At 66.3% G+C, this 21,688-nt stretch carries 18 protein-coding genes and 5 pseudogenes; 8 read left to right on the top strand and 15 right to left on the bottom strand.

Translation table 11 applies throughout. The features are described 5' to 3' along the window. Positions 1-167: 167 nt before the first annotated feature. A complete protein-coding gene (locus CHC08_RS23970) occupies positions 168-1,163 on the top strand; it encodes a zinc metallopeptidase (RefSeq protein ID WP_143653330.1) in 996 nt (331 codons plus the stop codon). Between the two features lie 283 nt (positions 1,164-1,446). Here CHC08_RS23970 and CHC08_RS23975 read toward each other — a convergent pair whose 3' ends face one another. Then, the gene (locus tag CHC08_RS23975; RefSeq protein WP_179282184.1) at positions 1,447-1,839 is read right to left on the bottom strand and encodes an Imm10 family immunity protein; all 393 of its coding nucleotides are present in this window, start codon (positions 1,837-1,839) and stop codon (positions 1,447-1,449) included. A gap of 340 nt (positions 1,840-2,179) precedes the next feature. Between CHC08_RS23975 and CHC08_RS49710 the strand changes: the two genes are divergently transcribed. Next, positions 2,180-2,344 (top strand): hypothetical protein, encoded by a 165-nt coding sequence (locus tag CHC08_RS49710; RefSeq protein ID WP_179282185.1) that lies wholly within the window; start codon positions 2,180-2,182, stop codon positions 2,342-2,344. 220 nt (positions 2,345-2,564) lie between these two features. Here the strand turns inward: CHC08_RS49710 and CHC08_RS23980 are convergent, their stop codons facing one another. Together CHC08_RS23980 and CHC08_RS23985 are read right to left on the bottom strand one after the other, a co-directional pair. After that, complete coding sequence (locus CHC08_RS23980) at positions 2,565-3,188, bottom strand: DJ-1/PfpI family protein (protein WP_089209619.1); 624 nt, start codon at positions 3,186-3,188, stop codon at positions 2,565-2,567. A 162-nt stretch (positions 3,189-3,350) separates the two neighbouring features. After that, entirely contained in the window at positions 3,351-4,169 is an 819-nt protein-coding gene (locus CHC08_RS23985; RefSeq protein WP_179282186.1) for an RDD family protein, read from the bottom strand. Positions 4,170-4,699: 530 nt separating this feature from the next. Between CHC08_RS23985 and CHC08_RS23990 the strand changes: the two genes are divergently transcribed. Further along, entirely contained in the window at positions 4,700-5,449 is a 750-nt protein-coding gene (locus CHC08_RS23990) for a carbonic anhydrase (protein ID WP_179282187.1), read from the top strand. A gap of 96 nt (positions 5,450-5,545) precedes the next feature. On the opposite strand, the pseudogene CHC08_RS52940 reads toward CHC08_RS23990, so the two are convergent. From CHC08_RS52940 to CHC08_RS52945, 5 genes and pseudogenes are all read right to left on the bottom strand, one after another. Next, positions 5,546-5,964 (bottom strand): annotated as a pseudogene (locus CHC08_RS52940) (HIT family protein). Between the two features lie 323 nt (positions 5,965-6,287). Then, complete coding sequence (locus tag CHC08_RS24000) at positions 6,288-7,235, bottom strand: PfaD family polyunsaturated fatty acid/polyketide biosynthesis protein (protein ID WP_089209623.1); 948 nt, start codon at positions 7,233-7,235, stop codon at positions 6,288-6,290. Between the two features lie 142 nt (positions 7,236-7,377). After that, positions 7,378-8,111 (bottom strand): annotated as a pseudogene (locus CHC08_RS24005) (enoyl-CoA hydratase-related protein). A 2-nt stretch (positions 8,112-8,113) separates the two neighbouring features. Continuing rightward, positions 8,114-9,346 carry a hydroxymethylglutaryl-CoA synthase family protein gene (locus tag CHC08_RS24010; RefSeq protein ID WP_089209624.1) on the bottom strand — a complete coding sequence of 411 codons (1,233 nt, stop codon included), beginning with the start codon at positions 9,344-9,346 and terminating at the stop codon, positions 8,114-8,116. 3 nt (positions 9,347-9,349) lie between these two features. Further along, positions 9,350-10,364 (bottom strand): annotated as a pseudogene (locus tag CHC08_RS52945) (DUF6039 family protein). Positions 10,365-10,488: 124 nt separating this feature from the next. Here CHC08_RS52945 and CHC08_RS24020 point away from each other — a divergent pair. Next, positions 10,489-11,784, top strand: coding sequence for a cation:proton antiporter (locus tag CHC08_RS24020; RefSeq protein WP_245878517.1), 1,296 nt, complete (start codon positions 10,489-10,491; stop codon positions 11,782-11,784). A 297-nt stretch (positions 11,785-12,081) separates the two neighbouring features. On the opposite strand, the gene CHC08_RS24025 is transcribed toward CHC08_RS24020, so the two are convergent. Continuing rightward, positions 12,082-13,587, bottom strand: coding sequence for a peptide ligase PGM1-related protein (locus tag CHC08_RS24025; RefSeq protein WP_089209626.1), 1,506 nt, complete (start codon positions 13,585-13,587; stop codon positions 12,082-12,084). Positions 13,588-14,141: 554 nt separating this feature from the next. On the opposite strand from CHC08_RS24025, the gene CHC08_RS24030 reads away from it, so the two are divergent. From CHC08_RS24030 to CHC08_RS52955, 3 genes and pseudogenes are all read left to right on the top strand, one after another. Continuing rightward, on the top strand, positions 14,142-14,795 hold the full coding sequence (locus CHC08_RS24030; protein WP_089209627.1) for a hypothetical protein: 654 nt from the start codon (positions 14,142-14,144) through the stop codon (positions 14,793-14,795). Between the two features lie 136 nt (positions 14,796-14,931). Then, positions 14,932-15,299 (top strand): annotated as a pseudogene (locus tag CHC08_RS52950) (transposase); the annotation flags it as partial. 23 nt (positions 15,300-15,322) lie between these two features. Beyond that, positions 15,323-15,406 (top strand): WS/DGAT domain-containing protein, encoded by an 84-nt coding sequence (locus CHC08_RS52955; RefSeq protein ID WP_420823586.1) that lies wholly within the window; start codon positions 15,323-15,325, stop codon positions 15,404-15,406. Positions 15,407-15,409: 3 nt separating this feature from the next. On the opposite strand, the gene CHC08_RS24040 is transcribed toward CHC08_RS52955, so the two are convergent. From CHC08_RS24040 to CHC08_RS24070, 6 genes and pseudogenes are all read right to left on the bottom strand, one after another. Beyond that, positions 15,410-15,793 (bottom strand): hypothetical protein, encoded by a 384-nt coding sequence (locus CHC08_RS24040; RefSeq protein ID WP_089209629.1) that lies wholly within the window; start codon positions 15,791-15,793, stop codon positions 15,410-15,412. Further along, the gene (locus CHC08_RS24045; protein ID WP_089209630.1) at positions 15,742-16,458 is read right to left on the bottom strand and encodes a DUF6461 domain-containing protein; all 717 of its coding nucleotides are present in this window, start codon (positions 16,456-16,458) and stop codon (positions 15,742-15,744) included. The genes CHC08_RS24040 and CHC08_RS24045 overlap by 52 nt, the downstream gene beginning before the upstream one ends. 105 nt (positions 16,459-16,563) lie before the next feature. Then, positions 16,564-17,237: pseudogene (locus tag CHC08_RS52795) on the bottom strand (helix-turn-helix domain-containing protein); the annotation flags it as partial. Positions 17,238-17,813: 576 nt separating this feature from the next. Continuing rightward, on the bottom strand, positions 17,814-18,692 hold the full coding sequence (locus tag CHC08_RS24060; protein ID WP_089209632.1) for a helix-turn-helix transcriptional regulator: 879 nt from the start codon (positions 18,690-18,692) through the stop codon (positions 17,814-17,816). Between the two features lie 206 nt (positions 18,693-18,898). Continuing rightward, on the bottom strand, positions 18,899-20,083 hold the full coding sequence (locus CHC08_RS24065; RefSeq protein WP_089209633.1) for a GDSL-type esterase/lipase family protein: 1,185 nt from the start codon (positions 20,081-20,083) through the stop codon (positions 18,899-18,901). Positions 20,084-20,175: 92 nt separating this feature from the next. Further along, positions 20,176-20,745, bottom strand: a complete 570-nt coding sequence (locus tag CHC08_RS24070) for a TetR/AcrR family transcriptional regulator (protein ID WP_089209634.1) — start codon at positions 20,743-20,745, stop codon at positions 20,176-20,178. A 364-nt stretch (positions 20,746-21,109) separates the two neighbouring features. Here CHC08_RS24070 and CHC08_RS24080 point away from each other — a divergent pair, with 364 nt between their 5' ends. Further along, entirely contained in the window at positions 21,110-21,586 is a 477-nt protein-coding gene (locus CHC08_RS24080; protein ID WP_089209635.1) for a lamin tail domain-containing protein, read from the top strand. Positions 21,587-21,688: the final 102 nt, after the last annotated feature.

The following is a 21,688-nucleotide window of genomic DNA, read 5'->3' on the forward strand; positions in this document are numbered from 1 at the left end:
TCATGTGAAAGTCGCTGAGATCACCTCAATGTCACTGCCCCTGTTCGCCCTATGACTCAAAACGACCAGACCGGGCCAGATCTCCGATACGCCGGGGCCCTGCCCTTCTCAGGACTTTCTCAGTGATCCTCAGTGCCCTCTCAGGTCGTTGGTGATGTTGTTGTGCCATGTTTGGAGCACTTCCCAGATCGACGGCATGGTGGCCCTACGCGGGGGCTGCGTGGACCGCGGCCTACGGCGTGATCCACGTGTGGTGGGCGCTCGGTCACCCGCCGTCCTTCCCATCGCCCGGCGAATCGTACTTCCCCGGAACCTGGACGCCGGTGGGGCTTGCCCTGCTGTCCGCGACAGTGTGTCTGCTGATCGGCGCCGGGGCCGAACGCCGCCGGAGCTCTACCGCACGGTGGGTGCTCGTGGTTCTCGGCTGGTTGGCCGGCGCCGGGATGCTCCTGTACTCATTCATGTTCGCCATCAGCCTCGTGACCCTGATATTCGAGCTTGACGCCGACTGGGTAACCCTGCTCACGCGCGGCAGCGGCGTGGTCGGCGGGGTCGTGACACTGGCCGGCGCCATCGCTGAGCAGCGCCGTGCCCGGCATGCTTGTCCTTATTGCGGCCGTGTCCCCAGTCACACGCCCGCGCGACGCGGTGACCCTGCTCCCCGATGGGCGTACATCGCGGGATATGCCACGGTCGTTGGCTGCGCGGTCCGCGTAGGCGGATTGGTGATCGATTACCTGATGACGGGCAGGCCGCTTTCAGGAGCGCTCGGATGGTCGTTCTCGGTCTTCGTCGTCCTGCTGATCCTCACCGGCACCCTGCTGCCGCTCGCGTTGGTGCACCGCTGGGGCCGGATCTGGCCGCGGTGGGTAATGCCGTTCGCCGGACGTAACGTGCCGCGATGGCTCGTTCTTGGGCCGGCCTTGTTCGTGGGCGCCGGTCTGACCGGGTACTTCGGTGTCGCCGGGATGACGGAGATGGTCCTCCTGGGGCAGGGGAACACGGTCGGAGCTCCACTATGGCGGATCTTGATGGAAATGCTCGGATACACCGTGTGGGGTTTGGGTCTGCTCCTCGCCGCGATCTCCTACCACGCTCTGACCAGATCGGAGTGCCGGTCATGCCGGCATCCCATCCCATCGACGACCCCGAGCACGTACTGATCAAGAAGATCTGAGTTACCACGGTCCCAGGCTCAGGCCGGTCTCGACGATGAAGGCGTCGAGTAGGTCGGGCTGGTACTGCATTTTCACCGAAAGGAGATCTGATCCTTGACGTTGTTGAGGGGCGGATCATGTTCGTGGAGGTCCTGCACTACCCGAAGCCGCCACGTCCGGCGAACTGAAGCCAACAGCTTGGGAAGGAGGTGAGACGGCGGAGTAGGCGTTCGGCCGGTCGTGAGTGACCGTGGTCGGCCCCTCGTCACCCTGGCTGACGGCCCGGCGATCAGAGGCGCATGCCGTGGGGGTGCTGATCGCGACGGCCAGACAGCAAGATCTCTCGCAGGCTGCTTCGGAGGAGTTCGACGCCGTCGTCATCGATCTGGAGATCAACCCGGACGATAGGCTCCACCTGCAGCTCCTTCGTGGCCTCCTCGGTGAAGTGCAGTGTCAGGCGGCCGGAGGCGATCTCGCAGTGAGTCACGCCGCCGTAGGTGGTACCCGCCTGGTCCTCTCGGACGACGCAGTACGTGTCCATGCCCAGCCCGGTCTCCTGCTCGTCCGGTTCCTCGGTGGACATCATAAAGATCAAGGCATTCCCGGTGCCGTCCTCGTGTTCGGCCATTCCAAAAATGATCGTCCCCGGGTCGTCGTCTCGACCGACGGTTCGCGCGACCATGGTCCCCAGAGGAGGCCAGGCCGGGCCGGATACCCTGTCTGCCGGCGAGGTGGGAGTGGAGCCGACTTCTGGCAGGGGCAAACCTTCGGGCCAAGCGGCGTGCATCCATGGCGATGTGAGGGATGGCTTGCGCGGGAATATGGTCAGTTCCTCCGCATAGGCCCAAGCGGGCACCTCGATGTCCTGGGCGAAGGGCGACTCCACGTCGAAGGTTGGACATCATGGAGTTGTACGACTTCCCGCGCGGGCTGTAATCGAGCCGGCAGACGAACCACGTCCCCTCGCCCGGCTTGTACTGGGCCACCTTCAACCGGCGGAAAAGGTCGTCGAGGTCCTCGACATGTCGAATCCGCTGGGAATCGTCCGCCATCCGATAAGTGATCACGGTTGTGCTGAAGGTGCCGAGCTGGCAGCGATGGACATCGACCCATTGCCAGCCGTCTGGGGCGCCGGCCTTCACAGCCCGCCCGATCTCAATGCAGAGTTCGTGCGCGAGGTCGGATGACATACTCACCGTGCCTTTTCCATCGGGCGAACGAGAACAGGAGCTTATTGGGCGTCCTTCCGGGGGGCCACGTCCGATCAGGGATGCGATCCAAGCGCATGCTTCGCGAGCTCGGTCGCGCGGCGGCGCGGAGCGCCACCTTACAGAGAGGGCGACAATGAGGGCGGTTCAGCCGGGGCGTTCGCCCCCGTGGGCCAGCTGCGCCTGAGGGCTCGTACCGTCAGTGAATCCCTCGGGCAAGAAGGTCCTTGACGGCCTGGGATGCTTTCGCGGGAGATCCGGCATCGAACGGTGGTTGCGGGTCGTACTCGATCGCCAGTTGGATCGCCTCGGCGGTGGTCTGATCGGTGATGTGCGCTGCCAGCGCGAGCGCCATGTCGATGCCGGAAGAGACTCCGGCAGCGGTCACGATCTTTCCCTGAAACACCACACGCTCGGCCGTATAGGTGGCCCCGAATGACTCCAGCACATCGATCGCCGCCCAATGGGTCGTCGCCGAGAGTCCCGTCAGCAGTCCGGCGGCTCCCAGCAGCAACGATCCTGTACACACGGAAGTCGTCCAAATGCTTCCCTGGTGCATGCGCCGGATCCAGTCGAGGAGTTCGTCATTTTGCACCAGTCCCCGCGTTCCTGGACCCCCGGGAACCAGTAATACGTCACAGGAGTCAATGTCAGCGAACGTTGCATCGGCGGTGACGGCCAGCGACGTGGGGGCGTCTCGCACCGGTCCGGACTCGGTGGCCGCGAACACGATCTCGGCGCCCGGCAAGAACTTGAGCACCTCGTACGGGCCAACTGCGTCAAGGGCGGTGAACCGGTCGAACAGCGGGATGACGATACGCACAGCGACTCCCTTACCGAACTGCGGTGAACGGCGACCAGGTTATGACGAGTGCGCCAACCCCTGTGGCTCTCATACGAAACATGGTCAACTTCTCGGCTGGCGAAAAGCCAGGGGATGAGTGGAGTAGGTCCGGGGCCAAGGTGAGGGCGGCTGTCGGTTCCGCTACATCTGGGCTTGGACGTGCGAGACCTTCCGGGTGACGTCGGTGTTCGCCCATCGGTCGTGAAGCGTGCGGCCTTCGGGGTCGAGAAACGCCCACATCCCATCCGCGATGAGAATGATCGGCCCGGCGACCGGCATGAAGACCAGGAGCGGGAAGATCAGCGTGCGAAGGGCCGTCCTTCCCGCTGTCGGCCGTACTGTCGTCCGGGTGGAGATGAGGCGGATGCGCAGCAGGCGCTTGCCTGGTGTCTGGCCCCACAGACTGTGCTGCACCCAGAAGTATAGAAACACAACAAACAGGACGAGTAGCCGTCCGGGATCTACGTTGTCCAGCGAGAGCGTCACCTCGTTCAAGAGCCCAAAGCCCAGGTGGATGGAGGGCAAGAACCTGTCGATGCCGGTCAGCCCCAGAATGGGTGAGACGACAAAGATAAGGACCAAAATGACGATCGCGTAGTCGACCAGTAGCGCCACCGGCCGGCGCCAGGTCACACCGGTCGACGAGGCGACCTCCTGCCGGTTCGAGGTGACCCCGCTCATCCTCCGGGTGATAAGCAGGACGAGCGCGGCGGCGCTCAGGAGGCAGAGCTGGGTGCTTCCCCAGCTGCTCATCACCGTGGCGAACCATTCGGTACTGAGGAGGGGGATCGGGCCGCCGCACTCCTCCGCCGAGGCGTAGAGGGGGGTGGCCGGCTTGATGATCGCGATCAGAACGAGAGCGCCTGCCGTTCGCCGGCCTGCGCTCCGTGGATTTCCGCTGCTCAGGCAGGCGAGAAATCCCCCCAGGACCAGCAGCGCGGGGACTGCCCATGCCTCCACGTTCTGCATGATCCCGTCGAGATCACCTCGCAGGGGGTCCAGCGACGACCTCTCCAACCACCCGGAATTCCCCATACATGCATGCGCCTCGACCGGACCGGGGTGAAGCCGAAAGCGCCACTCCTCCCAGGTCGGGAAGGCGGCGACGGCCGTGGCCACCATCCAGGTCAGTAACGCCGGTCTGGACAACGGGGGGAAGTTCGACAAGGCGGTCCTTTCGCAGGCTGAAGCACACCTTAGCGATCTTGGGGCAACACGCGCCGACGACCGGCCGGGGTCGGTGGAGAGGTGCTTCATTCATCGCCAGGTTCCGGCAGCTCTTCCGGTCGACGTCGACCGGCGGCCCTCGCACATACGCACTTGCCGTCTGGAAGGTTCGAGGCACCTCAGACGGAGGTCTCACCGGCCCGGGGGCGGTTCATGCGCCGTCAAGCGCCCTTGAGACCGCAGGCCATGGACGGACGATTCTTAAATCCTCGCCATACGTTTCCATTGCCGGGGCCTGGCCCGGGGAGGGAAGGATTCAGGTCATGAGCGTTCCAGCTGACGGTCCGGGGCGGCGAACGCTGCTGGCAGGTGCCGTGTCCCTTGCGGGGGCGCAGCTTGCCGGTTGCTCGGCGGCCGACGTGGTGAGCAAGGCGGTGCCCGCATCTACCACGCCCACCCCGGGACCGTTTCCAGACTCGCCAAAGGCTGCCTACGAACGGCTGATGAAGGGCAACAGTCGCTGGGTGACCGGCGCACTTGAACATCCTGACCGCGATCCCACACGCCGGGAGCTGCTGGCCGCCAAGCAGCAACCCTACGGAGTGGTGTTGTCGTGCATCGACTCCCGGGTCCCGCCCGAGCTTGTCTTCGACACCGGGCTGGGTGATCTGTACGTGATGCGTACCGGCGGCCTGGCCGTGGGACCGATAGTCACCGGATCCGTCGAGTACGGGCCGATGACCAGCGAGACCCCCCTGATCGTCGTACTCGGTCACCAGCGGTGCGGCGCGGTGGCCGCCGCGTACAAGTCCCTGCGGGAAGGCAAGCCGCTGCCGGGCAACCTGCAGGCGATCGTGGCGGCCCTGCGCCCGGCATACGAGCAGGCCGCGAAGGACGGCGGCGCCGACCCCGTCGAGACGATGGCAAAAGCCCAGGTGAAGCTGACCGCGGATGCCCTGCGCGGCAATCAGGACCTCGCGCCGTTGGTGAGCAAAAGAGACCTGGCGGTGGTCAGCGCCTACTACTCCCTGGACACGGGCCGGGTCGAAATCCTGAACGGTGCCCCCGCCTGAGTCTGAAACATGGCGGGACCGGTGGTCTCGGCCTCCTGGCACCTCGCACGGAGGATGACCGGGTACGCGCCTGGAGCGGCTTCGAACCGCAACAGGTCAGGAGACCCGGCGGATCTGAGCTGCCAGGTCACGCAGTGATTCGAGGGGAAGCTCGAACTCGGTCCAGGGCGGTGTGAGGTCGGTGCCGGTGTAGCGCGGGACAACGTGAATGTGGAAGTGGAAAACGCTCTGCCACGCGCTCTTGCCGCTGGCGTGCCAGAGATTGATCCCGGTGCCCGAAGTGCACGGGTGAGTTGTCTGGACACCTGGACGGTGGCACGCATGACCGCTGCCGCCTCATCGACTTCAATGTCCGTGAGGTCGTTTCGGTGTTTTCGCGGCACGACGAGCGTGTGCCCCCTGGTCGCCTGGGCGATGTTGAGAAAGGCGATCGAGTGGTCGTCTTCGTAGATGGTCTCCGAAGGTTCGCTTCCGTCAGTGATCTCGCAGAACACGCAGGGGGCGGAGCTGTTCACGTTCGGTCCTTGGCCGCAGGATTTCGCCGTCCGGGAATTCGTGGATCATCGGCAGTCTGGTAGGTGCCGATGCGGCCGGTCAAGCACATGCGGCCGAGCCGTTCGACGGACAGGCCGGGTTGCTGAAGAAGCTGACGACCGATGTCAGACGCCGTACGGCCGACGTCCCGTGACCCGGCTCCACCGGTACGACGGTGACAGCGGATCATCAGCCAGGCAGGCGGGACACGGCGTGAACGTCCCTCTGCGGGTCCGCGCCATGTGCGTCCACGGCCGATGGAGCCAGGTCGCGGTGTCGACGGTCCACGCCGCCCGGAGGAGGTCTACTTCGCCGGGGTGGCGAGCATCGCCCGGAACCTGGCGTCGAGCAGGTCGGCGGCTCCGCGCATGAGACGCTCCGCGATCACGTCGACGTGCCGGTTGCGCCAGTCCGCGAGGTCGGTCCCGGCGACGAAGCGGTTGAAGGCCCCCATCGCCGGGCCGCAGTGGACCTGGTAGTCGACCTCCTGACCGGGGGCTCCGCGCATCGCCAGCCGGATGGAGTGGACGAAGTACCATCGGAAGATCAGCGCCATGCGGTGTTTGGGGTTCTGCTCCGCCCTCTCCAGCTCGTACGCCTTGCGCTCGGCCAGGTAGTCCCTGGTCTCCGCCCAGACCTCGTCGAAGGACCGGCCGAAATACTTCTCCTCGATCATCCGCCGGGTCGCCTCGTCGATCTCCTCCAGCGAGCCGTACCGGCGGTAGAGCTGGTAGAGCTTGTTGGCGCGGGCCGGGAACAGCGTGCCCTTCCTGGCCACCTGCACCTTCGCGCCCAGCTCGAACATGTCCCCCGCCGGGGCGTATGCGGTGTCCTGGACGTCGAGGCCGGCCAGCATCTCCTTGACCGCGTCCGACGTGCCGGCCTCCGGCGAGCACTGGTTGACCGAGCCGGTGATGACAAACTCGGCGCCGAGAACGAACGCGGCGGCCACCGCCTCGGGGGCTCCCAACCCACCGGACGCGCCGGCGCGGATCGGCTTGGCGTATCCGTGCCGGGCCATCTCCTCGTCGCGGAGGCTGAGCATCGCGGGCATCAGCGCGTACGCGGATCGGCCGTCGGTGTGACCGGCCGAGTCGGCCTCCACGCAGATGTCCTCGCTGATCGGCAGCTCCCTGGCGATCTCGGCCTCGGCCCGGCTGAGGGCCCCCTCCTGAACGAGCCTGCCGAGGAGGACGCCTGCCGGGGGACGCATGAACGCGGCGGCCACCTCCGGCCGGGAGACCTTGGCCATCACGTGCCTCAGCGAGCGAGTAGCCGAGAATCTCGTCGGCCTGGGCGCACAGGTCGGGGAATCGGTCGAAGACCTCGGCGCCCATACCTCTGCGTTGCGAACCCTGTCCGGGGAAGACCCATGCGACGGCCATCAGACGCTCCTAGCGTTCCCACGGAAACCGCTGCTCCGTGGCGTAGTCGGTGAGACGTTGCCGTACCGTCGGAGACGACATCAGCCGGGCGAACTCCTGAACCGCCTTCTGCTCGACCTCGTCGGAGAGGATCCACATCGCGCGGAAGTAGCGCTTCATGTCGGTGATGATCGACTCATCCAGCTTGGCCAGCCGGAACGCCAGGCGGCGGATGACCGGGTCTGGCGCGTCGGTGAGCTCGTCGACCAGGTGGAACCGTTCGGCCTCCGCCGCGCTGACCGGCTGGGTGCTCAGCGTCATCGTGTAGGCCTTCTGGAAACCCACTCTGCGGATCAGGAACGGCAGCACGCAGCACGGCAGCAGCCCCCACAGCGCCTCGGGCAGGGCGAAGGTGCTGCGCGTGCTCGCGTAGACGAAGTCGCTCGCCGCGACGAGCCCGACACCGCCGCCCGCGACACGATGACGCGGGAGGTCGTGGTGAAGCGCTTGAGCAGCCCGAAGAAGGCCTCCCCGCCCTCCTCGGCCGGTCCGGTCGCCGCTTCGCCGAGGTCCATCCCGGTGCAGAAGACGCCGTCGCCTCCCTCCAGCAGGACGATCCGGCAGTCCGGCCTGCGCTCCGCGTCGTCGAGCGCGCGGTGCAGCTCCTCGATGACCTCCGCGTCGATGCTGTTCTGACGCTCCGGCCCGTCGATCGTGAGCCGCACGATGTCTCGTACGGTGTCCACCCAGATGGAGTCCGCCATCGTCAGCTCCACCTGTATTCGCGGTGGAAGTCCGCGATGCGCTCCAGCACGAGCAGGCCGCGGTCCTCGAAGTGGCTGCCGAAGACGTCGCCGTAGGGCTCGGGGTCGAACACGGCGTCCCGGACGCCGAACGCCCGGTCCTCGTTGAGATCGGCCATGGCGTCGAACTCCTTCACGGTGAGCTGCCTGCGGTCGTCGAGCGCCGCACCCAGCCCGCGCTTCGCCAGTTTCTCCTGCGCGGCCTGGGTGATCACTCCGCTGAAGAACTCCGAGGCGCATCCCGATCCGTACGAGAACAGGCCGACGCGTTTGGGGCCGGCGAACCGGCCGTTGTCGATCAGCGAGCACAGGGCCATGTAGAGCGCGGCCGAGTAGGTGTTGCCCATCCGGACGCCGTAGGCGAGCGACGGTGAGATCCGCGACGCGAAGTCGGCCTCGACGTCGCGGGCCGACGCTCTCTTCTGCTTGCGCAGCAGCATCCGGTGCGCGCCCTTGACCATTCCGGCGAACGGCGTGTGCAGGGCCAGGTAGTCGAAGGTGTCCACGATGTCCGCTCCGGCGACCCGGTCACGATAGGCCGTGAAGCTCTCCTCCAGGCAGCGCATGTAGGACAGCAGCGACAGGTCGGGATTGACCGAGTCCATGTCGTGGCGGGGACGCAGCGTGTCCATCACCTCGAACGTGTGATATCCGCTGGCGCCGGCGTCCAGTTCCAGGATCTCGGGCCTGTCGCTGACGAGCATCGCGACCGCGCCCGCTCCCTCGGAGGGTTCCCAGTAGCTGGCCTTGGCGGTGGCGCTGGCCGCGTCGGTGGCGACGGCCAGCGCCTTGATCCCGGGAACCGGACTCGACGCCACGATCCCCGCGGCGCTCATCAGCGCCGCCGTACCGCCGTAGCAGGCGTGTTTGACCTCGAAGGACCGGCAGCGGGGGCTGAGCCCGAGGTGGTGGTGGACGTAGGTGCTGATCGGCTTGCCGAAGTCCAGGCCCGACTCGGTGCCGACGATCAGCAGTTCGATCCGGTCGCGCTCGGCCGGGCTCATCGCGTCCACGATGGGCTTGGCGGCGTTGACCGCGTTGGTGACCGGGTCCTCGCAGGGCAGGTTGACCGACCGCTGGTCCATCATCAGGTTCGCGAAACGGTTCATGTCGAGATCGCGGTCCTCGAACAGTTCCCGCACGCCCACCGACGCCCTGCCGACGTAGGCGTTGATCGACTCGACGCCCGTGCCCATCGGCTATGACCCGTCGGCGTCGACGAGATGCGGGACCATCAGGACGTCGTTGATGCTGATGGGGATGAACAACCGGTCCCAGGCGCCGCCGCCCTTGGACTGCGGTGCGCGTTCGCGGTCGTAGACCTCCTTCTGCATGCCCTCGCCGCGGTCCACCTCGGAGACGGCCCTGTAGTCCTCCAGCTCACGTAGGTGGATCAGCCAGTGGATGGTCCTGCCGCCCCCAGGTCTGCTCGTAGAGGTACGACGTCACCTGACCCGGCAACGTCGCGTTGAGGTGGGTCTGCCAGTCGTAGGCGAACTGACGGCCCTCCTCGCGGAACTCGTACCTGACGTCCGCCGAGCGCAGGATCACCGCACCCGCGTTGGCCGAGTTGAGCTACTGGTCCCGTGGCTGCGGCCCCTGATACATCGCGGGCGGGACGAAGGTGTCGCTCGGGTCGTAGTCGTCGGGTTCGTGCGTGAAACCATGCTGCGCGCACAGGATCGTCTCCTGGAAGCTGCGCAGGACGAACATCTTCTCCCAGTTGCCGCCGCCTTTCTTCGGGAGGCGGTCATTCAGCGAGATGTCCTGGAAATCTGCGTCGTGATCGACCATTTTCAGAAGCCTGCGATATTCGTCGGGCCTCTTCAGGTGAACGAGCCAGTGCAGGCGGTCGTGAATTCCGAAGATCTCTTCGTAGCAGAACGTGGTGGCGACGCCTGCCTGCGCGCGATTCATGTATCCGAGAAGATCTACGCTGAAGTCGCGCCCCTCCCGGGCCATTTCGTATTCGAGCATGCCGACCCGGTGAATGATAATCCCGGCGTTACCCGAATGCAGAAGTTCGTCGGCCGGAAGGGAGGTTTGGTGCTGGGCCGATCGTGGAGACGACCAGACGTCCGTCATTGGGAATCTCTCCTCTGTCATTGGCTTCCCGATGAACATTTCTCGATCGGCGCCGGCCCGTCTACTCAATATTGAGCAGACGGACCGCTCCCCTCGCCGGGAACATTGGCCAGACCATCGGCGCTCCATCGCCGAAACCGACGCCCCGCCGACCAGCGCTCACCACCGGAAGCCACCGGAGGCCACCGGAAGCCACTGCCGTCCACTCCCACTCGCCGGCAACCTGCCCGATCCACCCATCGGAGATCTCGCAGTGCTCGCTCTACAGCCCGTCATGCCTCTCGGCGCCCACCAGTTGCTGATCTTCGTGCTTCAGGTGGGCCTGCTTCTCATGCTCGCGGTCCTCCTCGGACGTCTCGCCGTACGGCTCGGCATGCCCGCGATCGTCGGGGAGCTGGCCGTGGGCGTGCTACTGGGCCCGTCGCTGCTGGCGCACGTCGCCCCCGCAGTCTCCGACTGGCTGCTGCCTCGCGAGGCCGGCCAGTTCCATCTGCTGGACGCGGTGGCCCAGATCGGCGTGCTGTTGCTGGTCGGCCTCACCGGCATCCAGATGGACTTCAAACTGGTACGGCGCCGCGGCGCCACCGCGGCCAAGATCAGCATCGCGGGGCTCGTCATACCACTGGGGTTCGGCATCGCCACGGGATACCTGCTGCCCGCCTCACTGCTCGCCGACAACGTGGACGTCACCGTCTTCGCGATGTTCCTCGGCGTCGCCATGTGCGTCAGCGCGATCCCCGTGATCGCCAAAACGTTGATGGACATGAACCTGCTGCATCGCAACGTCGGGCAGCTGTGCCTGACCGCCGGCATGCTGGACGACGCCTTCGGCTGGTTCATGCTCTCGGTCGTCTCCGGCATGGCCACCACCGGCATACGCGCGAGCGGGATCGCGCTCTCGCTGCTCTTCCTGGTCGTGGTCTTCGCGATCGTCGTCGGGCGCCCGCTGGTCCGCGTGGTGATGCGGCACGCGCGCGAACCCGGGACCGCCGTCGTCACCGTCGTCGTCATGGTGCTGCTCTCGGCCGCGGGCACCCACGCCCTGGGGCTGGAGGCCATCCTCGGCGCGTTCGTGTGCGGCATCCTCATCGGCCGCTCGGGCCGGGTGGAGGCCGCCTGGCTGGCCCCGCTCAACACGGTCGTGCTGAGCGTGCTCGCGCCGCTGTTCTTCGCCACCGCCGGCCTGCGGATGGACCTCACGAGACTCACCGAGCCGTCCGTGCTCGCCGCCGCCGCGGTGGTCCTGGTCGTGGCCGTCGCCGGCAAGTTCCTCGGCGCCTACATCGGGGCCAGGCTGAGCCGGCTCACCCGCTGGGAGGCACTCGCCCTGGGGGCGGGTATGAACGCGCGCGGGGTCGTCGAGGTCATCGTCGCGATGGTGGGACTGCGGCTCGGCGTGCTCAACGACGAGACCTACACGATCATCGTCCTCGTCGCCATCGTGACCTCGCTCATGGCCCCGCCGATCCTGCGGTTCACGATGAACCGCGTCGAGCAGACCGCCGAGGAGAGACTACGCCTCGCCGAACACGACGAGCTGGTCCGCTGAGTCCGCCGGCGGCACGCCGTGATATCGGAGCGCCCGGCCGGAGCGGGAGTGCCGCCCCGGCCGGAGCGCTCAGCCGAGGCCGTTCTTCACGGCGGTGACCGGCTCACCGTCGGCCGCAATGATCGAAGGGCCCGTTCCCAACGGTCCCCGCAACGGCAAAATTGCCGAATGACGTCGAATATAAGTGAGAGTGTCGGAGAACCTTCTCGCCTCCCGATGCCCTCACCTTCGCAGCGGCCGGTTGGTGCTCGTCATTTCATGCCCGGCTCCCACCGCCCGGTGACGTGCCGCCCCGGATCATCGGGATGAGACCTCGGCGTCCAGAGCCGCGACGACGCCGTCATAGGTCCGGCGGGCACGTTCAGGGGTCCCGTGAATGGCTATGATCCCGACCTTCCCCGTGTGCGCGATTCCTCCGAGCATGTAGAAGATCGCGCCGCATCTGGTGGCACTGCTGTAGCCCAGCCCATGCCGGAGAGCGATGTCGATGACATCGTCGGGGCCGAACATCCGATACTCGTCGCGTTGCAGCCTGTCACTCGCGTAGTAACACCGAGGTTCTCCCTCGGGAGTGAGATACTCGGCTGAATCGCGGCTGTAGCGACCCTCGACCAGGCCGTGCAGATGGAAATAGGGCGTCGTTCCGCCGCCGATGCGCAGATTCGTTTCGAGTGCGTGGTGACTCCAACCGGCAGGGGTGCGCTCTGACACGAAGTCGATGCTGAGCAGTCCGAGAGCGGACCTGTCGGCAAGGGCTTTACCCGCTCGCAAGGCGAGTTCCTGGATATCCATCCGATACGACGGGTGAGCGGGAAACGCCGAGGCGACGAAGACCTGCTTCGCGGCCCCGCCGAGTATCTGGTCGTGGGTCGTCAGAACGCGTACCTCGCCTGTCGGGGTGATGTCGAGCTGCGCGGCCGGGGACCGAGTCTCCGCGGCGTCGACATGACGTTCTACGATCCCGCCCATCTCCTGCCACTTGGTCATATAGCTTTCCCAGGTGTCCGTGCCCGTCCCGAACACGACACGTTGCGGAAGCTCTCGCTTGACCCAGTCCCCCAGGCCGGCATCGGGGGCGCCGTCAAAGGAGAAGAGCCCGTTCCCGCCACCGGCGAAGCTCTCGTTCAACTTGATGACGGCGCCGCGCACTTTCGGGTGTACGGACTTCAGCTCGGCCAGCGCCTGTATCAGGTCGCCTTCGTCTCTCAGGTCCTCGTACCCTTCCAGGACCGGGACGCCGGCCGCTCGGAAGAACCGTCGCGCTCCGCTCTTGGAACCCAGGTACGACAGGGCCGGATCGCACGCATAAAGAGGTATCCCCAGGCGCACAGCCAGCGTGCGCTCGGGTGCCCCGCTGCTGTAGGTCACCAGGCAGGCCTGGGACGAGCCCGAGACTTCCCGCCTGATCTTCTCGATCAGGTCCGGCCGATCCAGAACCTTCTGGGAGAGGGGCACCGGATCACCGTCGGCACAGTCCAGAAAGGTGAGACGGCGACGGGCATGGGAATTGGGCAGAGAGGTAACGGTGTCGAGTGCGTACTCGATGACCGTCGGATGAAGCCGCCTGTTGGTCACATAGATGACCCGCGTATCTGGATCGCGGAGCAACTGCATGGCGAAGAGGAGTCGCTCCTCATAGTGGATCATGCCCGGAATCTTCCGCAGCTCGTCACCGTCCAGGCTCACGCTGGGAACCACGACGACAACCCGCGGTCCTTGGCTCCCGACGGCCGTATACAGGGGCCAGAGCCGCTGCTGCAACCGGTCGAAGGCCTGTAGCTCCTGCGCGTCACCCTGTGTCATGAAGACCTCGGCTTCTCCAGCGGCGCCACCCCTTTGACGCCGCGGGCCATCGCGAAATACGAACCGTTCCTATCCGAGGCAAGTCGACATTTACCGACAAGTTGGACTTACCTTGCAGGGTCGACATACAAACGCAAAGTGTAGCAAATGTTGAAAAGTAGATCAATCCTCAATCGATTGGCAAATTTTCTTAAATTTTATGTTTATCTCCGTTTTTTACGGATCTCGCATACGAGAAAACGGCAGGCCTCATCGGCATTGACATCAAGATGTTTCGCGACGACGGTCGGGTCCGCCGCATGGCGCGCTCCCCTCAGCTCGCCGGATCGGCACGGAAACCGTAAAAACACCGGAGAATCCGGAATCACAGACCTCGAAGACGCGCAACATTCTTGACCGCCGAAACGAGGAAATTTTCGTTTACCCTTCCGGAAAACAAATCCCTCACCTCACGAAAGGACGGTCTATATATTTCCTGTGCCATCAGTCGCGCCACAGAAAGAAACACCAACAAATCCCACCGTGGCGCGAAAATATGCATAGGAGCACGCCATATGTCATCGAAGCGAAGATTCGCTCGAACCGCTGTCAGCTTCGCTTTCGCGGCGGCCGCCGTGTTCGGTCTCGGGGGGTTCTCTCCCGTCCCGCCGAACACCCCGGCCATCGCTCCCGCACCTCAGCCCCGAGCGGCGGAGCCGCCCCCGAAGCCCAAGGTCAAGGCTCTGACAGCCGTCGAGATCCGGGACAGGGGGCTGGACAACTACATCGACATGTCCCGCCAGAAGGAGACCGCTCCCACCCTGATCGACGGCGCCCAGGCCAAATCCGCCGCGAGCCCTCCTGACCCCACCCAGGAAAACTCCAAGAGCAGTAACAAAAGCCTCGCGTCAGGCTGCTGGTCTCTGGAGACCTACGATTCGGCCGCCCGCGCGGGAATCGCCTACCACACATGGTGCGGCGACGGCGTCAGCATCACCCACACCTCGACAAGCTGCGCCGGAAACTCGGCGCCCAACTACGTGTATGAGGGCTGCACGAGCGGTTCCAATTACGGAGTGGGCTGGAACGCCTGGGATGTCATAGAGGGATGGAATTTCTGCACTTCCTATGACTCCTCCACGGGGGCGTGCGCCACCCGAACAGACCCGTGGCAGGAGAACCGCTATGGCGCGGATGGGCAGGTCTGGCTCCTCAGGTGGGGTAGCTAGTACTCCAGCCGCAGATCGTGAGGCTGGGCAGGTTCGTGCGCCTGTGAACCTGTGGGGATAGGGCCACAACCACGACAGACGGCCACCGCTGTGATCATTCAGGTGTGATGGAACTGAAGATCGTACGGTGGCCGCGTTGGCCGGAGTAGAACACCTCAGCGCCACCCGCCTACAGGCCGGGTTGGATGACGCGTTCGCCCATGTGGCAGGCCGGTTCAGGCGACGGGAGGTACGCCTACGCGCCCGAGCCTTCACCGAGGGGCTGCCGTCGGGTGTGGAGCGTAAAACCGGCTGGTCGCTGGCCGAATACGCCGGAGAGGTCACCCCTGATGGCATGCAACGGCTGCTGACCAACGCTAAACGGGACGTTGAAAGGGTCCGTGACGATGTCCGCGACTACGTGATCGACCACTGGGCACCGCCGACGGGGTGCTGGTTGGCGACGACACCGGCTTCGAGAAGAAAGGCCGGTGCTCGGCCGGAGTGCAGCGCCAGTACACCGGCGAGGGCATGCCCTTAACCTGGACATGGGCATCGTCGTGGACCGGGAGACGGTGCCGGATGTATGGGACTTCACCGACTACATGCGGGACGCCCTCGCGGAGCTCTGATACTCAAGAGTCGAGGAAGGTGACGATCCTTCCAAGCGCGTAGTGGCGGTCGATGTCCCTGTTCTCCTCGCTGAGGTAGGTGCCGCCGGACTGGTTGACGACCTGCTGGGTCCGCCAGAACAGATCCATGTTCGGGTTCACCGCCGTCATCAGCGCCTCGGCGGCGGCCCCCTTCACCATCCATCGGCCATAGTCGGTGTCATGGCCCGGCGAGGGGTACCGCTCCCGGGCGCTGTCGGGCGAGGCCTGAAACGCCTCCGACGCCCGTCGCGCGAACTCCGCTCGGAAGACGCCCAGCCGCCCGGCCAGCTCGGCGGAGCACTCGCCGGTCGCGATCAGGCCCAGCGCCTCCTCGACCAGGGGGCCGTCGATGCCCGCCGTGGCCACGGCCAGACCGGTCGCGATGCCGACGATCTCCGGCAGCCGGTCGGGTGTGGGTTCGGCGATGATGTGGGCGATGCGGGGTCGATGGCCGCGATGGCCCGCATGCGCCCGTCGACTTGGAGGGCCGGGCGCGCGCCGCCGGTCACCGGGCGTAACCAGTGGAGGGCGTGGGGTCGAACCGTCCAGTCGTCGTCGATGACGACTCCGGACAGGTGCTCCGCCACGGCGAACGCGGTGGACTTCCAGTCGGCGCGCCAGTCGGCCTCACTCACCGGCAGGCCGTCGAGCCACTCCCGGCCACGAGCGCCGTCGAGGTCCAGGGCGTCAAACGAGGCGACGACCTCGCCGTCACGGACGTAGCTGACGAAGGTGGCCATGTTGATGGTCCACGCCACCCGGAACGCCTCACCCTTGGCTGCGACCTGGCCTAGCAGCGTCTCGCTCAGCCCGCGGAACGCGAACGGCTCGACGATCACGGCCCACTCCCCGTGGCGGGCCACCAGGGCCACGCCGGTGGCGTCGTCGGGCAGGTCCTCTGGGGCGATGCCGAACAGGCCGTCGAAGGTTTCCGGTTCCGCCACGAGGGGGTGTCCGCCGAATGCTTGGACCGCCTGGTCGAGATCGCCGGTCCTGATCCAGGTGAAGCAAGCGGTCTCGATCTCGATCATGTGAAAGCTCCAGTAAATAGCAGGGTGAGGGCGGTGAACAATCCGCCCTCACCCTGGTCATCTATCAGGCGGGGGGAATGGGGCCGATGATGTTGGCTCCTCAGAGCCGTGGAAGTAGGTGACGCCGTGGGTGCGGCGGTAGGTGGCCGGATGCCGCTTGGGGTGTCCCTGCGCGGCCCAGCCCGAGCCGCCGGTGGGCCGGATCCCGAGTGGGCCGAACTCATCAAAGGCGAATACCCGATCCGCAAAGCGGTCCAGGACCTCCTCGATCCGGTCCAGCTTCGTCTCCCGGTCGGGGTCTGGGGACTCCTTCCACGTCTTGGTGCGCTGGAAGGTGACGCCGCGGCGGGCGAGCAGGCAGCGTGAGGCCTCGCGGCCGATGCGGATGATGCGCCCGTGCACCTTCCGCAGATAGGCGACGAGCTTGTGCAGCGACCAGTGGGTGAAAGGCTGGCCGAGCTTGGTCGGTCGGGTGGTGGCCGTCGCGACGGTGAACTCCTCGCCGTCAGGACTGAGCAGGCGGGGACGGCCTCCCGCCCAGCGAGGGTCCAGGCAGGCCAGGCCGATATCTCGTTGAACCGGTGGATCACATCACGGACCGTGTCCTCATCGGCCTGGACCAGCTGGGCGATCACCGGGACGCGGTTTCCGCCGGCCGAGGCCGGCAGCATCATCGCGCGCCGGTATCGCACCGAACTGGTGCTGGCGCGGCGCACAATCTGCTGCAGTCGCTGCCCCTCCTGGTCGGTCAGTCCGCGCACACGGACAGGCTCGGCCATCGCACCTCCAGCGGTCGGATCGGACGTCACCACACATCCAACCGCCACGACCACCAACCCGGTGAACCTATGCGGTCACAGCTAGCGGTCCTTGACCGTGGGCCGTCGGTATCCCGCCACGTTTCAGGTCCGATCAAGGCAGGCTGCCGCGCCGACTGGCCGTCAAAATACCCGATAAGTACAACAATGTGATCTTTATACTATTTTTCGCCGTCTTGGGGTCGGGGCCGAAGGCGAGAGTGGAAGCGATCTATGGCACGGGACGGGCAGGACCCACTCCTGGAGACCTTGAAGAAAGCCGCCAGGGCGCTCAAGCATGCCGATATCCGCTTCGCGCTCGCCGGAAGCCTCGCGGCGTACGCACGAGGTGGAGTGCTCTCCCGACTTCGACCACGCCGACTACCGCATCCTCTGATCCTCGGCGACTTCCTCCGCGTCACCGCCATCAACGCTCCCATCACCACGGACTCGCCGTAATCCAGCGCGGGCCGCTCCCCGGTCGCTCTGTGATCCTGATCCGGCCGTGGTCTCGTACCGGCCGTTGCTCGTCGAAGACGGCGCCGATAAGCGTCTCCCCTACTTCGCGGGGCCGGCGGCTTCCCGGGACCGATGGCGCGGACCCGGGCGGAGGGCCGTCGTGACCGCGAGGCTGCCCAGTTGGGTCAGGGCATGCTCGGAGGGACTGCCGGGCTCGGCATGCAAGATGACCAGTTGCAGGCCGGAGGCGCCGACGGCATTGAACATCTCGCAGGTAAGGGTCAAATCGCCGACCTTACGGTGGCGGAGGGGCTTGGCCTGCCGGGTTACCTCGGATACGTCGTGGCGGGCCCACAACCGGCGGAAGTCCGTGCTTTCGCGCGAAAGTTCACCGACCAGCTCGGTCAGGCGCGGGTCGTCGAGGTCTGCTCCCGCGAAAGCGCGCAGGTGGGCGACCCGGGAGCGGGCGACATGCTCCCAGTCCCGATGGAACTCGCGCGCGGCAGGGTTCAGGAAGGCCAGCCGGAGCAGGTTCTCCATGGATCCCAGGTCGCTGTGGAGGGCGACGCTCAGCGGGTTCATGGCCAGTATGTCCATCCAACGACTGATCACCATCGCCGGGGTGTGCGACCAGCCGTGCATCAGCCGGATCAGGTCCGGATTCACCTGCTCCGGCCAGATGGTCGTTCCGCGCTGCCGCGACCCGGGGTGGGCGAGTTCGTACAGGTGCGTCGTGGCGTCGGGGCCGAGATCCAGCGCCCGCACCAGGGCGTCGACCACCCGATCGGACGGATGGCGTTCGCGTCCCTGTTCCAGGCGGATGTAGTAGTCGACGCTGACCCCGGCCAGCCTCGCCACCTCTTCCCGGCGTAGTCCCGGGGTCCGGCAGTGACCGGAGCGCAGCAGCCCCACCTGTTCGGGGGTGGTGACCTGACGCCGAGCGCGCAGGAACTCACCGAGGAGATTATGGCCGTCCATTTCGTCACGGTATGTCACTAATTGATTAACGAGGTGGACGCGCCAACACCAGGAACGGCCGTCCTAGTCACCGAACCCGGCCGAGCCCGCTCTCCCCGGCATCGCCGCGCGCTTCCCCCTCGACGAGGTGGCCGCGGCGCTGACCCCTCGCCGAATCCCGCACGCTCAACGGCAAAGTGATCCCGTTGCCGTGAACTCCGGGCTCTTCAGGAGCTGTGATCCGTGAAGGGACCGTTGGCGGTGAAGGCGAGCTTGGCGAAGCGCTCGCCGATGCGGCGGTGGGTGGCGGCGTCGGGGTGAAGTTCGTCTGGCAGCGGCAGCTCGGCGGAGTCAGCCTCACCGTAGAGGTCGCGGCCGTCGAGATAGTGCAGGTTCGGGTCCTCGGCCGCCCGTTGCTCCACGATCCGGGCCAGCTCGTCCCGGATGACGCCCAGGGTCAGTTTCCCGCTCGCGCGCTCCGCCGGGTCGCCCATGGCCCGGAACCGCAGTCGACCGGTGCCGAAGTCGGTGAAGTCCGGGGCGCTGGGGCCGGGTGTGTCTTCGTGGATGGGACAGTAGATGGGCGAGGCGACCAGCAGCGGCGTGGTGGGGTGGCCTTCTCGGATGGTGTCAAGGAAGCCGTGGACGGCCGGGGCGAAAGCGCGCAGGCGCATCAGGTCGGTGTTGACCAGGTTGATGCCGATCTTGAGGCTGATCAGGTCGGCGGGGGTGTCGCGCAGGGCGCGGGCGGTGAACGGGTCGAGCAGGGCGCTGCCGCTCAGGCCCAGGTTGATCAGTTCCACGCCGCCGAGGGAGGCGGCGAGTGCGGGCCAGGTGGTGGTGGGGCTTGCGGCGTCGGAGCCCTGGCTGATCGAACTGCCGTGGTGCAGCCACACCTTGCGGCCCCGGTCCGGTGCGGGCTCGATGGGGGCGTCGGCGCGCAGGGCGATGAGTTCGGTGGTCTCGTCGTGCGGCAGCCAGATCTCGACGTCCTTCACCCGGTCGGGCAGGCCGGTGAAGCGGAGGGTGCCGGCCGGGCCGGGCCGGTGCTCGGCGGTCCCGGTGGTCATGTCGATGGTCAGGGTGTTTCCACCGGTCACGGTCGCCTGGCCGGCCAGGCGACCGTCGACGAGCAGGTCGTACACGCCGTCCGGGCGGGGCGGGGCACCGACGTAGACCCGTTTGGTGGGCAGCGTGTCCAGTTCGACGATGGTGGCCCGGGTGCGGAAGACCAGTCGTACACCGGAGGGCTGGGCCTCCGCCATGGCGAGTTGTCCGTCGGCGCACTGAGCGCGGGCACGGGCGGGCAGCCGGTGCGGCAGCACACCGTGTGCGGTCTCCTGCAGGTCGAGGGCGCCGTGCAGGAGGTCCGCGATGACGGGCGCGGTGATCCAGTCGGGCTTGGTGTGCATGATCTCATCCTGTTGATCGAGGTTTTCGGGTTGTTCGGATTCGCCGAGGCGCCGCACGGTCGGCGGCGTCCGGCCGGTGTGGGGGTCCCGGGTCAGGGCGCGGGCCAGTTCCGCAGCAGGGCGTCGAGGGCGTCCAGGACCCGTGACCAGGTTTCCTGCGTGTCGGGGGCGCTGTGGCTGAACCCTCCCCCCATCTCCAGACTGACGTAGCCGTGGAAGACGCTGCCCAGCAGTCGGACCGCGTGCGTCTGGTCCGGTTCCGTCAGGTCGTAGCCGCGCAGGATCGCCCGCGTCATCTGTGCGTGTCTGCCGCCGGCGCTGGCGGCCGCCGCCTCCGGAGTCAGCCTCAGCTGGGCTGCGGCGTAGCGGCCGGGATGCTCCCGGGCGTAGTCGCGGTAGACGTTGGCGAAGGCGGCCAGAGCGTCCTTGCCGGCCCGCCCGGCCAGGGCGGCGGCGACCCGGTCGGCGAGTTCCTCCAGGGCGAACAGGGCGATCTTGGTCTTGAGGTCCTGGGAGTTCTTCAGGTGCGAGTACAGACTCGCGACCTTCACATCGAACCGCCTGGCGAGCACCGAGACGGTCACCTGGTCGAAGCCGACCTCGTCGGCCAGCTCCGCCCCGGCCCGGGTCAGGCGTTCCGCGGTCAGTCCTACGCGTGCCATGACCTCCCCCTCATTCGGCAGACTCGATTATGTATTTTCCTAATACCTTTAGGTAAACTAGCACAATATTTAGGAAGTTGCCGACCGAGCAAGAGATCTGGGCCGCGTTCGCGAACCGCACCAAGGGCGGGGCGAAGCGCCTGCCCGTCCCGCGTGACCTGGCCGATCGGCCCTGGGACGACCTGGGCCACCTCGGCTGCGAGATCCCCGGGCGCTCCTGGGTGCGCGGTAAGACCCTCACCCTCGATTGGGTGGAGGCGCCGTTATGTCACGGTGTGCTGGCAAAACGACGCTCATGGCCAACCTGCACCGTGGGCCAGCCGTCTCACCACCGCCCCATCTCTTCCAGCTTGAGGATTCAAAGGTGCGTGTTCTCCCCCTGGCCCTGTCGGCTGCCGCTCTGGCCGTGGTGCTCGTCCCCGTTGTGCCGGCGCAGGCCGCCGCGCTTCCGGCGATCCAGCTCGTGAAGGTCTACTACGACTCGCCCGGGTCACCGGACAACGGCGCGAACAGCAGCCTGAACGGCGAGTACGCGCAGATCAAGAACACCACCCGGAAAGCGGTCAGCCTCAAGGGCTGGACCCTTCGCGACAAGACGTCCGCGGCGGATCACGTCTACACGTTCGGCGCGTTCACCCTCGGCGCGGGGAAGACGGTCACCGTGCGGACCGGCAAGGGTACGGACACCTCCGCCATCCGCTACTGGGGCAGGAGCGGGGGGACGTTCGCGTACATCTGGAACCAGACCGCGGACACGGCGTACGTGAGGAACGCGTCCGGCAAGCTCATCGACTCCTGCTCGTACAACAGCTCCCGGGTCGCCTACAAGAGCTGCCTGTAGCCCCGCGCCAATCGGAACACACCAACTGCCCGTTTTGGCGCACTTGTCAACCTTTATGCACTGTGTGGCGTCTCACGTTTGCGGTGTCCGGTCTCGGTGAGA

It is taken from the genome of Streptosporangium subroseum (genome assembly GCF_900188345.1).
Classification (GTDB): Bacteria; Actinomycetota; Actinomycetes; order Streptosporangiales; family Streptosporangiaceae; genus Streptosporangium; species Streptosporangium subroseum.

What these genes read in the sequence shown, in the direction of transcription:
- CHC08_RS23970 (WP_143653330.1), top strand. Translation starts at nt 168, where the DNA reads ATGTTTGGAGCACTTCCCAGATCGACGGCATGGTGGCCCTACGCGGGG.
- CHC08_RS24030 (WP_089209627.1), top strand. Translation starts at nt 14,142, where the DNA reads ATGTCATCGAAGCGAAGATTCGCTCGAACCGCTGTCAGCTTCGCTTTC.
- CHC08_RS52955 (WP_420823586.1), top strand. Translation starts at nt 15,323, where the DNA reads ATGGGCATCGTCGTGGACCGGGAGACGGTGCCGGATGTATGGGACTTC.
- CHC08_RS24065 (WP_089209633.1), bottom strand. Translation starts at nt 20,083, where the DNA reads ATGCACACCAAGCCCGACTGGATCACCGCGCCCGTCATCGCGGACCTC.
- CHC08_RS23990 (WP_179282187.1), top strand. Translation starts at nt 4,700, where the DNA reads ATGAGCGTTCCAGCTGACGGTCCGGGGCGGCGAACGCTGCTGGCAGGT.
- CHC08_RS23975 (WP_179282184.1), bottom strand. Translation starts at nt 1,839, where the DNA reads ATGGTCGCGCGAACCGTCGGTCGAGACGACGACCCGGGGACGATCATT.
- CHC08_RS24010 (WP_089209624.1), bottom strand. Translation starts at nt 9,346, where the DNA reads ATGGGCACGGGCGTCGAGTCGATCAACGCCTACGTCGGCAGGGCGTCG.
- CHC08_RS24070 (WP_089209634.1), bottom strand. Translation starts at nt 20,745, where the DNA reads ATGGCACGCGTAGGACTGACCGCGGAACGCCTGACCCGGGCCGGGGCG.
- CHC08_RS24045 (WP_089209630.1), bottom strand. Translation starts at nt 16,458, where the DNA reads ATGATCGAGATCGAGACCGCTTGCTTCACCTGGATCAGGACCGGCGAT.
- CHC08_RS24000 (WP_089209623.1), bottom strand. Translation starts at nt 7,235, where the DNA reads ATGGCCAAGGTCTCCCGGCCGGAGGTGGCCGCCGCGTTCATGCGTCCC.
- CHC08_RS24060 (WP_089209632.1), bottom strand. Translation starts at nt 18,692, where the DNA reads ATGGACGGCCATAATCTCCTCGGTGAGTTCCTGCGCGCTCGGCGTCAG.
- CHC08_RS49710 (WP_179282185.1), top strand. Translation starts at nt 2,180, where the DNA reads ATGTCGAATCCGCTGGGAATCGTCCGCCATCCGATAAGTGATCACGGT.
- CHC08_RS24025 (WP_089209626.1), bottom strand. Translation starts at nt 13,587, where the DNA reads ATGACACAGGGTGACGCGCAGGAGCTACAGGCCTTCGACCGGTTGCAG.